General features: G+C 33.9%; 11 protein-coding genes. 6 read left to right on the top strand and 5 right to left on the bottom strand.

Going from position 1 to position 13,801, the window contains the following annotated elements; translation table 11 throughout:
- Nucleotides 1-43 precede the first annotated feature (43 nt).
- Nucleotides 44-1,306, bottom strand: a complete 1,263-nt coding sequence (locus AB1280_RS19710; protein WP_429756741.1) for a cation:proton antiporter — start codon at nucleotides 1,304-1,306, stop codon at nucleotides 44-46.
- Between the two features lie 153 nt (nucleotides 1,307-1,459).
- Here AB1280_RS19710 and AB1280_RS19705 point away from each other — a divergent pair, with 153 nt between their 5' ends.
- From AB1280_RS19705 to AB1280_RS19680, 6 genes are all read left to right on the top strand, one after another.
- A complete protein-coding gene (locus AB1280_RS19705) occupies nucleotides 1,460-2,221 on the top strand; it encodes a 4'-phosphopantetheinyl transferase family protein (RefSeq protein ID WP_429756740.1) in 762 nt (253 codons plus the stop codon).
- 80 nt (nucleotides 2,222-2,301) lie between these two features.
- Nucleotides 2,302-3,030 carry an ABC transporter ATP-binding protein gene (locus AB1280_RS19700; RefSeq protein ID WP_272189051.1) on the top strand — a complete coding sequence of 243 codons (729 nt, stop codon included), beginning with the start codon at nucleotides 2,302-2,304 and terminating at the stop codon, nucleotides 3,028-3,030.
- Entirely contained in the window at nucleotides 2,990-5,464 is a 2,475-nt protein-coding gene (locus AB1280_RS19695; protein ID WP_429756739.1) for an ABC transporter permease, read from the top strand. The genes AB1280_RS19700 and AB1280_RS19695 overlap by 41 nt, the downstream gene beginning before the upstream one ends.
- Before the next feature lie 12 nt (nucleotides 5,465-5,476).
- A complete protein-coding gene (locus AB1280_RS19690) occupies nucleotides 5,477-5,980 on the top strand; it encodes a PadR family transcriptional regulator (protein WP_429756738.1) in 504 nt (167 codons plus the stop codon).
- Between the two features lie 12 nt (nucleotides 5,981-5,992).
- Nucleotides 5,993-6,646 carry a hypothetical protein gene (locus AB1280_RS19685; protein WP_429756737.1) on the top strand — a complete coding sequence of 218 codons (654 nt, stop codon included), beginning with the start codon at nucleotides 5,993-5,995 and terminating at the stop codon, nucleotides 6,644-6,646.
- Nucleotides 6,647-6,837: 191 nt separating this feature from the next.
- The gene (locus AB1280_RS19680; protein ID WP_429757373.1) at nucleotides 6,838-6,933 is read left to right on the top strand and encodes a hypothetical protein; all 96 of its coding nucleotides are present in this window, start codon (nucleotides 6,838-6,840) and stop codon (nucleotides 6,931-6,933) included.
- 132 nt (nucleotides 6,934-7,065) lie between these two features.
- Here AB1280_RS19680 and AB1280_RS19675 read toward each other — a convergent pair whose 3' ends face one another.
- From AB1280_RS19675 to AB1280_RS19660, 4 genes are all read right to left on the bottom strand, one after another.
- A complete protein-coding gene (locus tag AB1280_RS19675) occupies nucleotides 7,066-8,616 on the bottom strand; it encodes an acyl-CoA carboxylase subunit beta (protein WP_429756736.1) in 1,551 nt (516 codons plus the stop codon).
- On the bottom strand, nucleotides 8,613-9,023 hold the full coding sequence (mce, locus tag AB1280_RS19670) for a methylmalonyl-CoA epimerase (RefSeq protein ID WP_272189045.1): 411 nt from the start codon (nucleotides 9,021-9,023) through the stop codon (nucleotides 8,613-8,615). The genes AB1280_RS19675 and mce overlap by 4 nt, the downstream gene beginning before the upstream one ends.
- A 207-nt stretch (nucleotides 9,024-9,230) precedes the next feature.
- Complete coding sequence (locus AB1280_RS19665) at nucleotides 9,231-10,472, bottom strand: MFS transporter (RefSeq protein ID WP_429756735.1); 1,242 nt, start codon at nucleotides 10,470-10,472, stop codon at nucleotides 9,231-9,233.
- A 117-nt stretch (nucleotides 10,473-10,589) separates the two neighbouring features.
- Nucleotides 10,590-13,670 (bottom strand): efflux RND transporter permease subunit, encoded by a 3,081-nt coding sequence (locus tag AB1280_RS19660; RefSeq protein WP_429756734.1) that lies wholly within the window; start codon nucleotides 13,668-13,670, stop codon nucleotides 10,590-10,592.
- Between the last annotated feature and the right edge of the window lie 131 nt (nucleotides 13,671-13,801).

Genomic DNA, 13,801 nt, shown 5'->3' with positions numbered 1-13,801 from the left:
TATATATGTTTTATTTTTGTAACATTCTAATAATTAAAAATATTTAACTGGCTTTTAACTGTTGTTTTAATTTTTTAGTTGTAGTCTTAAATGAGAAAGAAAGATTATATAACGGCATTGCCAAAGCAGTTGTAATAATAGCCATCCAAACCAGCAAAGAAAATAACTCTTGGGGAATAATCCCATAAGCAAGTCCCACATTTAAAACAATCAACTCCATTAATCCTCTTGCATTCATAAGGGAACCGATGGCAGAAGATTCCCTCCATCCAAATCCCATCCTTTTCATTACAAAAAGACACCCTGCATATTTACTAGCAACAGCAATTAATAAAATAGCAAGAAAGGCAATGAAAAGAGAGTAATTTAAAGTTGAGAAACTTGTATTAATCCCAGAATAAGTAAAGAAAATAGGGACTAAAAATACTACAACTATATCCTCTAACTTCGAACGAAGTTCACTTTGAAATTTTTGGTTTTTTGGCATAACAACCCCTAACATAAAACCACCAAATACTGAATATACACCAATGTAATCCGTTATAGCCGCAGCACTCAATACAAGAACAAGAATGATTCCTATATGACCTTGCGATAAAGTCCCCCTTTCTTCAACTAGCTTCCCTAATTTATTTACTAATGGCTTTACAATGGTTAGCAATACTAACATAAAAACTACTGCCCCTCCTGCAGCAATCAGACCACCTCTAACCGAGTCAGTTGTTACTAGAGCCGTTACAATAGCCAGTGTGATCCAACCAAATGCATCGATAATGCTAGCCGCTAGCAGGGTAATGTTAGCAATTTTAGAATTCATAAGTTTTCTCTCTTGAAAAATTCTGGCTAACATTGGGAAAGCAGTCATAGAAATAGCAATCGCAATAAACAAACTGAAATGTATCCAATTACCCCCTTTTGAGAATTGACTGTGTAATAGTAGTGCCAAGAAAATACCAGACACAAAAGGGGTGATAAATCCCGCTGATGCTAAAGCAACTGAACTTTTATAAAAACGCTTATCAAACTCTCCAAAATTAAGTTCTGCACCAACCAAAAACATGTAAAGAGCTAAACCCAGATTACTAAGCATATACAATATCATTTTAATATCGGCTGAAAATAGAATTGCATGTAAATCTGGGGCAAGAGCTCCAAACAAAGTTGGACCTAATAGAACCCCTGCTATCATCTCCCCTAAAACACGCGGCTGACCAATACGCAAACATAAGTATCCTACAAATCGAGATACCGCAATAATTATTACTAGTACAAAAAGTAGTGTTACAAACAAGTGCAAATCTTTCATATAACATACGCCCCTTTCTTTTTAACCTAACAAAATTGTAATATTTCTCAACTTTTTAGACATCCGTATAAAGCGCAATAAATTAGGGATTATATTGACTCCTTTATTTATTTCAAATACGTTAAGGGAAGACAAACTAAAAGGAGAGGTAAAATGAGTATACTAAAAAATTGTTTAAAACATGTTCCACCTTTATCTAAATCCAATATTCACTTATGGCTATTAGAATTAGATAGTTCTGCCTATCTACTAAAAAGTATCCTCTCAGAAGATGAAAAACAGAGGGCACATCAATTTCTGGATCAAAAGTCCAAAGAAACTTTTATCGCTTGTCGCGGAATTTTACGCCTTTTATTAAGTTCCTACCTTAGACTAAACCCGCAAGACATTGAGCTACACTATAATTCATATGGCAAGCCGTTCGTACCTCCCTTACAAAATCAGCAAGACATACAATTTAATCTCTCACACTCTCAAGATATTGCAGCTTTTTCTTTCTCTCAATACCAAACTATTGGTGTTGATATTGAGAATATAAATCCTACACTCGATCCTAACGAACTTAGCTCCCTCATTATGACTGATCTAGAGTTAGAAGATTTCCATAAGTTCCATCAATCAGAAAAACTTTACGCATTTTATCATCTTTGGACTCAAAAAGAAGCTATTTTAAAAGCGCAGGGAACTGGATTTCAAAAGCCACCAAATAGTATCCCAGGATATCTAACACCAAATATTCATTTGAAAAATGTTCAGATTGAAGATTGGACACTCAATAGTTTTACCGTTAAGGATGATTACTCCGCCTGTATTTGCACAAAGGACATAATAAACGTTCATACTATTTATCTTCCATCTATAATATCCCTACATTCAGCTATGCAAAAAAATAAACCAAATTTTTCTAAATATTAATTTGACATATTATTCCTAGTTAATATATACTCAGTATACACTTACTATATACCGAGTATATATTAACTAGGAGGTACTCTATGATTAAAGTTCAGAATATAAATAAAACTTATTTTCTTGGGGAATCACCCTTTCATGTACTACATAATATTGATTTAGAAATCGCTAAAGGAGAGTTTGTAGCAATAATGGGGCCATCTGGTTCTGGAAAAAGCACATTGCTGAATTTAATTGGAGGTCTTGATACATCTGATGAGGGAGATATTTTTGTTGATGAGAATGCCTTAAATCGATTAAATGAAAAACAACGTACATTATTCAGAAGAAAGAACATCGGTTTCATTTTCCAAAATTATCAACTATTACCGAATATGACTGTTACAGAAAATATTTCTTTTCCTATGCAGGCTGAACGGATAGCGAAAAATTCTATAAACGAAAAAATTTCCCACCTTATTCAAGCCGTAAAACTTGAAGGAAAAGAAAACAACTTTCCATCTCAGCTAAGTGGTGGCCAACAACAACGTGTATCAATTGCAAGGGCACTCTCAATGAATCCAAAATTAATCTTAGCTGATGAACCAACTGGAAATTTAGACCGAAAAACTGGAACTGAAGTATTACGATTATTATCCTCTCTACATCGCAACGAAGGATTAACCATCGTTATGGTTACTCACGATATATTAGCTGCAAGTTATGCTGATCGTATCATTCTACTTAAAGATGGAATTATTGAGTCTGATATAACAATGGAGGGGGATACTGATGATGTTATGGCGAGTGTCTTGGCGAAACTTAACACGTAAAAAGCTACGAGCTCTTATCACAATTATGGCGATTATCATTGGGGTTTCCACCATGTTTGCAGTAATTAGTACCGTAGAAACAGCTAAAGGATTAACAAATAAACGCTTACAACTCTATACAGGAAATGCGGATTACGTCATTTCTTCTAGTAATCACTTATTTTCCAAAGACATATTAAATATTGCAGAAAAAGAAAAAGGAATACAAAGCGCGACTGCTGTACTCCATAAACAATCAAGTTTTAACCTAAAAGAGGAACGGGGCTTTACTCACACAAGAATCCGTATTACAGGACTCTCTTCCTTTCAAAATGAGTTACTTTCCCTTAAAGTACTCAAAGGTAACCTAACTAATGAAGGAATTATCATTCCAGTTAGAACAGCCGGAATTTGGAAGTTAGATGTAAAAGATACCATTACGCTAAACCTCCCTTCTGGAAAAAAGACAGTTCCAATTGCTGCTATTGTTGAAAACACTCCACTATTAGAGGGGCCAAATAGTTGGGAGGAAGCAAGTGATAAGAGTTGGAGAGCACTAGCCTCATTGGCTACTGTACAGTCATGGTTTCATCTTCCTGATGAAGTACAAGAGATACGACTAAAATTCCAATCCGAAGTAGATGCTCAATCGGTTGTAACATCTTTAAAATCTAACATTTCCGACCCTTTTGTATCAGTACAAGAGGTTGTTCTAGATGAAAAACAAACAAATCAGTTGGACGACTTGTATTTTATGCTTTATGCCATTGGTGGATTGGCAATGTTTATTAGTACTTTTATCCTCTATAATACTTTGTATGTTAGTATCGTAGAGAGAAAAAGTGAAATTGCTATTATGAAAACAATTGGATACACCCCTTTCCAAATAAAACAATTCTTCCTTATGGAAGTAATTATACTGGCTAGTATTAGTCTGAGTTTTGGGATTCCTCTTGGATTTGGTTTGGCTAACATCTTACAGGGAACATTATTTAATTCATTTCAAGAAAATATGGTGTATACAATGCAATACAAATTTGCTTTACCTGCAACACTATGTCTAGGAATAGTTATACCTATTCTGGCCTCTATTATTCCAGTAACATATGCAAGTAAAGTTAATATAATTTCCACCTTAAAAAATGTACCTTCTGTCCAAACAGGAAATGGTAAACTACGTATTATCCTTGGAATTTTATCACTGGTCGGCGTTTTTATTAGTCACACCAGTTCTATATTATTCTTGTTTATAGGGGTTATGTTGTTGTTTCCTTTCTTAATGAAAATAATTACAACATTATTGAGTAAAAAAGATATTTTTGGTTACGAGGGGCGTATTGCAAGCAATAATACTTTACTTACCTTAAACCGATCATCTAACATGTCTGCCATCTTAGCTGTAGCTATCTGTTTAGGACTATTGGTTTCTTCTATTTTTACCTCACTAGAGAAGAATGTACATACAGATGTAACTCGTTCTTTTGGTGGAAATCTACAATTTTCAACTGAAACACCTATTGACGCCAAGCTAACACAAATCCAAAAGATAAACGGCGTAAAACAAGTTAGCGCTTATAAAGAAAAGGAAGTTATCTGGAAATCAGGAAAGGATACTCGTAACTTTACTATCATCAGTACAGATTTAAATTGGTATAAAAAGAATCCTTTATTTTATGATCCCAAACATAAAGAAAAAGAGTTATTAAAACAGCTAGACTTGAATTCAAATGGGATTTTATTAGGTAATTATGCATTTAAAGAATGGGGAGGAGCGATAGGGGATACTATCAGTATCTTACAAGATAATAATGAAATAAAAGAACTAAAGGTAGTTGGAAAAGTCAATGCTTCAATGTACGGTGGCTATACCGCTTTCATGGCACAAAAAAACTTTGACGCTCACTTTAATGGGGTAGAAGCTCACAAAGGACTTATACTAACTACCAATAATGCAAGCGAGAACATTGTCAAACAGAATATGCTACAAACATTTTACAATGACCTGTCTGAAATCCAAACTTTACATGAAGAAATTGAAAAACAAAAACGGGCTCTGCCAGGGGTAAAATCTTTATTTAACGGTTTACTTATTATTGCAATCATTGTTTCTGGGATTGGAATTTTAAATGCTTTAATTATCAATGTAATAGATCGCGTACGAGAAATCGCCATTATGAGAGCCGTTGCCTTCACAACTACTCAAGTATATAAAATGATTATATATGAAGGCCTTATTATAGGAATAAACGGTGTAGTTATCGGCGTCATCCTAGGGATCTTTACTATATACTTAAACACGTCATTTGCGTCAGATCCTTTGATTGAATTTTCCGTACCACTTCCTACCTTAGTAACTGCAATTATCTCTGGCATTCTCGTCAGCTGCCTGTCAGCTATCTTACCAGCTTACCAAGCAGCAAATTCTAAACTTGATAGAGCACTAAAAGAGGATTAATGGTGAATATATATGTCAGTAAAACATGCAATATTAACATTGTTGTCTCAATCTCCACGACATCGTTATGATTTAAAGATTTCTTTCGAAACAATGGTTTATAAACAATGGGAACTAAATGCTGGGCAAATCTATACGACTATAGATCGACTAATTAGGGATAAATTGGTAGAAGAAATAAACGAAGGAAATGAATCAGATTTAAAAATTTATAAAATTACTAAAAATGGGCAAGAGGAACTTCACAATTGGCTCCTCCATCCTGTAGAAACTTCAATTCTGAAAGATGAATTTCACTTTAAGTTATTATGTGCAAAAAAACTACAATACTCTCAACTATCAAACATGATTAAACAACAAAAAGAATCAATTATAAAAACCATATTACAACTTCAAAGATTACGAATCCATATTGATTCTACGGAGGAAAATGAAGGAATGCTATTCCTAATTGAAGGGAAGCTCCTTCATTTAGAAGCCGATCTTAAATGGTTAGATATGTTACAGGAGTATTAAGGGGGATTAAAAATGAACTTTATTTTAGAAAACAAATGGATGTTTCTCATTATCGCTGAATCCGTATTCTGGGTTTCTGTTATAAGCTTCTTATTATTACGGTATTGGTTTGAATTTAAGAAATTAAGTATAACATTCTTTATACTGTTCATTGTAAATGATCTATGGATTGCTACTATGGGGTTCTTTGACTACTTACAAACAGGAAAATTTTCAAATTATCAAGTCGTTATTGTAGTAATCATTGTGTATGCTCTTACAAATGGAAAATCTGATTTTAGAAGGCTCGATGCTTTTATGCAAAGAAAAGTTGCAGCATGGAAAGGAAAACCTATACCTGATAGTAAAAGCATTAAAAAATTATCCGGAAAAGAACACGCAAGAAATGAAAGAAAGCATTTTTTTGTCCATTTCCTTATTTATATAATAGCTCATATTATACTAATATCATTATTCGGCCTCTCTGACCAGCTTAGTGATCTCAATAATATAGGAAATACACTAACTCAGTGGTTTGAAGAAAAACAGCCACACTTTCCATCTAACAACATTGCTTTTAATAATTTAAGTAGAATTTGGTCACTCATACTAGCTGTAGATGCAGTAATTTCTCTATCCTATACATTCTTTCCTAAAGAGGACACATCTAAAAATACTTCTTATTAAATTATATAAAGCTTGTACATCAAAAATAATCATCATTTAGGATTGTTACATTAATAAAAATGTAGTACTACAATCTAACTATTGGTATCCGCCTCTTTAGGTAGACAGTAAAAAAGTCCATCTGGTATGACGGACTCAGTACTGTTTATCTGAAGGGGATTTTTTTATAGCGGAACAAGGACAATCAAACAATCCAGAAACATATTATATTTTATAATCAAGAGCGATTCCGTGAAAAACTTCATGGCCTTTCTTTGATAGAACATAGGAAAAGGACCGTGGTATAAAATTCTTTTTAGAATGGTCTACTTGGAAGGGATATGCCCATGTAATACTCCACTTTTTAGATACGACACTCTGTTCCACAAAACAGCCTTATCTGAAGGAAGAGATTAAAACAAAAAGAATATTCACTATTTTCACAGTGGGATATTTCCATGTTTCTTCATTGACTTTTCTTCTTTTTTCGTTCGTAACATATCAAGTGCCTGTATCAACTTTATACGTGTTTCCCTCGGATCTATAATATCATCAACAATCCCATGTTTAGCAGCAATATACGGATTTGCGAATTTGCTACAGTATTCATTAATAAGCTCTCTATGCTTCTCCTCAGGTTTATCACTCTTTTGAATATCGTTTGAAAAAATAATATTCACTGCCCCTTGCGGTCCCATAACTGCAATTTCTGCATTTGGCCATGCATACACAACATCTGCTCCAATAGCTTTACTATTCAATGCAACATATGCTCCTCCATAAGCCTTTCTCAAAATCACTGTAATTTTTGGTACTGTTGCTTCAGAATATGCATACAAAATTTTAGCACCGTGACGAATAATACCACTATGTTCTTGCTTTACCCCGGGAAAAAAACCTGTTACATCTTCAAATGTAACCACTGGAATTTGAAAAGAATCACAAAAACGAATAAAGCGAGCTGCTTTATCAGATGAATCAATATCTAAGCTACCGGCCAATGTCTTCGGCTGATTACAAACTAGGCCAACCACTTCTCCTTTTATACGTGCAAATCCTATTACAATATTTTTCGCAAAACTTTTTTGCACTTCAAAAAAAGAAGGAAAATCAACTACTTGTTCAATAACACGACGGATATCATAAGGGCGCTGTGTATCATTTGGAACAATATCTGGTAAGTCCATACGATAATCTTCCCCTGGTTCTTCTTTTATCATAGGTGGTTTCTCTTGATAATTTTGCGGTAAGTAAGAAAGAAGTGTACGGACAAGGGACAACGCTTCTACTTCATCGATCGCTGCAAAATGTGCATTTCCACTTATCTTATTATGAACCATCGCCCCACCTAAATTTTCAGGCGAAATTCTTTCTCCTGTTACTGCCTCAATTACTTTTGGGCCAGTAATAAACATTTGACTCTTTTCTTCAACCATAATAACAAAATCGGTAATAGCTGGAGAGTATACAGCTCCTCCTGCACATGGTCCTAAAATTACTGATATTTGAGGGACAATTCCTGAATATTTTACATTCCTATGGAAAATCTGACCATATCCATCTAGGGATAATACACCCTCTTGAATACGTGCACCGCCTGAATCATTTAACCCAACAATAGGAACACCGTTTTTAGCTGCCAAATCCATAATATTCGAAATCTTCTTCGCGTGCATTTCTCCAAGTGCACCACCGAATACGGTAAAGTCTTGCGAAAAAAGATAAATTGGGCGACCATTCACCTTTCCATATCCTGTGACGACACCATCACCAGGGCCAATTTTTTTATCTAATCCGAAATCTGTACACCGATGCTCAATAAAAGGTTGTAACTCTACAAATGTATCATTATCTAGCAACAATTCAATACGTTCTCTAGCTGTCAACTTCCCCTTTTGATGTTGCTTGGAAATTCGTTCGTCACCACCCCCAATTCTAATATCGCTCTTTTTATCATATAATTCATTAATTTTTTCGTAAATGTCAATCATATTCTCCCCCCTTTATCGCATAGCTCATATAATGTACCGTGGCTTGACTTAGGATGAACAAAAGCAATTCGCGCACCTTTTGCCCCTATTTGAGGTACTTCATCAATCATCCGTACCCCATACTCTTTCATATGTTGAATCCTCTCCTCAATTGATGTTGTTCCTAATGCTATATGATGTATGCCCTCCCCATTCTTCTGTATAAAACGTGCAATTGAACTTTCTTGACTTAACGGCTCCAATAACTCTAATTTACTCTCACCAATAGCTAAAAAGGCTACTTTTACTTGTTGTAATTCTACCTCTTCTATCCCTAACAGTTTCAGCTTTAATACATCTATATAAAATGGTAACGCCCGCTCTAAAGAATGTACTGCAATTCCAATGTGTTCAATCTTTTTAATCATTTCCTATCCTCCTTACAAAATGCAAATCTCAAACCGTATTCCTCTTATCTTTTCTCACAGTTCATTCAATCAAAAATTTCTATAGTATACCCCTGCCATATCTCTTATTGCTGACTATAATTCAACTACATAACTAATTATAAATAAGCAGGGTTCCAAACATTGCTGTTCAACTCTAGAATTTAATAACTTGTATCATAGAAAAACTTAATCAATATGACGTATTCCTTGACGTAAAGAATAGAAAACAATAGATAAGACAAACAAAGAAATACCACTCCAAAATATAATATTTGAAATCCCAATATTATACATAATAAGCACTGATGTGAGTCCATAAGAAAGTGGTGTTAACCCCATCGATGCCAAGGTGAGTAAACTCATAATTCTTCCCAAATACTGCTTCTTCGTATAACCTTGAATGATACCAATTACTGGAATTGTTATCATCTGTGTAAATGTTCCGACTAAAAATAACATGATTATGCTATACCAAAGCTTCGTTGATTTACTAAATATTATGAAACTTATTGATAAACACATAAGAAGTATAAGAATTAATGTTCCTTTTTGTTTCTTTACATTGAGTAATACCATAATAATAGACCCAATAAATAGGCCAATTGATAAACTCCCTTCCAAGAAACTGTAGTCAAACGCTTCCCCGTTTAATACTGTATCTACAAAAATAGGCAATCCCATAAAAAGTGGTCCAACAATAAGAAAGTTTACCAAAATAGAAATTAATACAAGCGATAATAAAACATTAGATTGACGTAAATATTTGATACCCTCTCGCATTTCTGTTCCAATCTTGACTCTCTGCACACTTTTCTCTTGGTCATGTTGAATATTAGTAATAGCAACCATAATTGTACTTATTAGTAACATACTAGAAACAAAAGCAAATGCTATAATATAACTGAATTTCCCTATTAATATCCCACCAATTACAGGTCCTGCAATTACTGTAAGCTGATTTGTTGTATAGATAATAGAGCTTGCTCTTGAAAGCTGGGATGCTCCGACTATTAAAGGTATAACTGAATCCCTAGCAGGATAAAAAAATGCATTAAGAATCCCAAACAAAAAAGCATAAGTAATAAAGATAATAAGAGGAACCCTTGTAAATAAGATAAATACTAACACTATCGAACCTACAAGAATCGTTCTTATAAAATCTGACCATAACATAATTTTTGACTTATTCCAGTGATCAGCAAGAACTCCCCCTACAAACAAAAATAACATTTGCGGAATACTTGAACCGATCATTACCCAACCTACAGCTGCTCCTAAATTTAAAAATTTCACTATATACCATGTTTGCGTAAAAAGAAATATTGAAGCACCTAAACTGGAAAATCCAGTCGCCATTACTATTAAAAGAAAGGATTTATTTCTAAATAGTTTTGGTGAATACTCCTTATACTCAGCTATCCCTTCCATAATGCCCCCTCTTCTTTCTTATTTCATAAATTACCTTTGTCTAATTAAAGAACAAAATATACTTAAAGGTCTTATTTATCTCTTACTTATAAAAAAGAAGGGCTTAGCATATCTTCGCTAAGCACCAATTTTTAGTTCTTGTCTATCCTTACGCTTTTTAGCCCATCTATGTTTTAGCTTCATTAAACCTTCGTATACAACAGGCACAATAATTAATGTTAATAATGTCGAAGAGGTCAATCCACCAATTACAGTGACTCCTAATCCCTTTGAAATAAGCCCGCTTCCATCTGAAGTTTCTGCAAATAATAATGGAGATAGTGCTCCAATCGTAGCAATGGCAGTCATAAGAATAGGTCTCAACCTAGTTACTCCCGCTTCAAGGATTGACTCTCTTAATAAAATCCCTTTTTGTTCATTTGTAATTGCTCTATCTATTAGAACAACAGCATTTGTTACGACAATACCAATCAGCATAAGTGCACCAATCATTACAGATACACTAATTGGTTCATTTGTAATTAGCAAACCTAATAAACTTCCGATTAAAGCATATGGTAAAGAGAATAATATAGCTAACGGAGCTAATCCTCCCCCAAAAGTAACAACTAAAACAAAATATACTATTACAATTGCACTAACCATTGCAATTCCTAGCTGTGTAAAAGATTCATCAATTTGTTCTGTTACTCCACCAACATTAATTTGTACTCCAGACGGCACTGAGAGTTCATCAATTTGTTTTTGAATATTCTCCGTAACTTTTCCAGCATCCTTATCGGTTATTTCTGCTGATATTTTTGTATATATGTCTCCATTTCGCTTAGTAATGAAGGCCGGTACATCACTCTCCGCTTTTTGCAAAACTTCTCCTAATTCTATCTTTTGATTTGAATTTGTAGTAACTTGTTGCTTACTAAGTTCTTCTTGATGTACTATAGCATCTCTTTCCACAGTCCTTATCGGTATTTCCTGTCCATCAATTTTTAAATTACCAATTTTCTCTTCCTTAGCGGAACCCAATTTGTTATATATTTGCGTTGGCTGAATTCCTAAGGTAACCAATTTTTCTGTATTTAATGTAAAGTTCACCTGTCTTAAAGAGTCTGATAAATCTAACTTGACATTTGTGACCTTCTCATTATCCTCCAGAGTTTTCTTAACAGAATCTGCAACTGGTCGAATTTCGTCAATCGTTTTTCCGTAAACAAAAATGTCTACTTTACCATTACTATTTCCTGAACTATTGAATCCCCATTCACCCATTCCTAACTTTTGAAGATCGTTAAAAATAGATTTCTGCTCTTTGCTTAAATCTTTTAAGCCATCTTTATAAGTAATAAAAAATAGCACTTGTTTCTTATCAGCTGGGTTTAGCGGATTACCTTCCCCATAAGATGACTGTACCATCTTTATGTGATCTCGTTTAAGTAGATATTCTTCCGCCTTTTTAACGTCACTCTTAATTGTATCCTCTGTAGCACCAGGCAACGGATTATAGGTTGCTAATATCATTTTATTCTCACTGGAACCAATAAAACTGACTCCAATAGATGGTATTAAGAATATACTTCCTATAAATAGTGCACTAGCTATACAGAAAGTAATTAATTTATGGTTTAAACTCCAATTCAATATCTTATAGTAGCTTGTAGCCACTCTATTTGAAGATACTTTCTTAACAACTTTACCTTTCTTCTTAAGCATTAAATGCGCCATCATCGGAACAACAGTAATTGACACAATTAAAGAAGCTAATAAAGCACATACAATAGTAACTCCGAATGGCATAAATAGCTCTCCAACAGGTCCATCAATTAAACCTAATGGCAAGAACACCGCAATGGTCACAATAGTAGATGACATAATAGATGAAAACATCTCAGAAGTTGCTGCTTTTATTAAATTAATACCACTTAATTTTTCCTCCGCTAAGGTCATACGTCGATATATATTCTCTATAACTACAATAGAATCATCTATAACTCGTCCAATTGCCACCGTCATAGCTCCCAATGTCATTAGGTTTAATGTCATATCTAAATGGTTTAATATAATTAAAGAAATGACAAGCGATAACGGTATAGAAATAACCGCAATAATTGTAGATTTGATATCCCTTAAGAAAAGTAAAATAATTAGTATCGCAAAAGCTGCGCCCATTAATGTTTTATTTACCATCATCCCAACCGAGCCCTTAATCGGCTCTCCACTATCTAAGACAGATACAAATTCTAATGAGTTATGCTTCTTTTGTAGCTTCTTCACTTTCTCTTTGACACCATCCACGACGTCTACCGTGTTACCATTACTACTTTGTAATATCCGAATGCTGATACCTTCCATTCCATTAGTCTTAGAAACAGATTGGGCTTTTTGAACAATTGTTACATCTGCGATATCTTTTAAAGAAACCGAAGTGTCTCTTTCAACAGAGTTACTATTTTGTATCTTGAGATTGATAGGAATATGCAATTCTCTTATTTTTTCAAGGCTACCTTCAGCCCCATTAACTTTGATGACTTTTTCTTTTCCATCAAGTACTTGCATCCCTAAATTCACATCATTTTTAATGGTTTTCAAATATGTATTTACCTCTTTTACAGACAAACCATACTGATCCAACTTATCTTGCTTATACTTAATTTCTACTTCCTTATTTTGTTTCCCAAGGATTTCAACTTTAGAAACACCTTCTACCTCTTCAAATGCAGGCATTATCTCCTTTTCAGATAACTTACTTAAATCTTCCAATTTTTTCGTACTATCAGTTAAAGACAATACAAATACAGGTAAATCATTGAAGTTAACTCTTGCTACTTCTGGAGCCGTAACTCCTTCAGGGAGTTTCACCCCAGACATAATTTCCTTAATTTCATTTTCTGCTTTTTCCATGTTGATCTTGAAATCATACTGAATTGCTATTGTGGAAGCACCTTCAAAGGAAGTTGAAGTAACATTTTTTACTCCCTCTAAGTTATGTACTTTTTTTTCAATTGGTTCTGTTACATCACTCATTACTGTCTCTGGTGATGCCCCAGGGTATACAGTTGTAATATTTACAACCGGCTCATTAATATTAGGAATTGTCTCTAGTTTCATAGAGAACCCCACGTATGTTCCAAATACAATAATAAAGCATGTTACAATCCAAATAGCAAGCTTGTTTTTAATTGAAAATCCAATGATTGATTTCATAAGCTTTCTCCATTCACATCATATTTTTTTACTATAGACTTGCATTTTGTCCTCCAAATCCAAAAGAATTACTCATTGCAATTTCAATACAACACTTGAGATTCTCATCTTGAATAATACTTAGTATAACC

The organism is Bacillus sp. S10(2024) (assembly GCF_050473865.1).
In the GTDB taxonomy this organism is placed as follows: domain Bacteria; phylum Bacillota; class Bacilli; order Bacillales; family Bacillaceae_G; genus Bacillus_A.
This window is presented reverse-complemented; position numbering and strand designations above follow the sequence as displayed.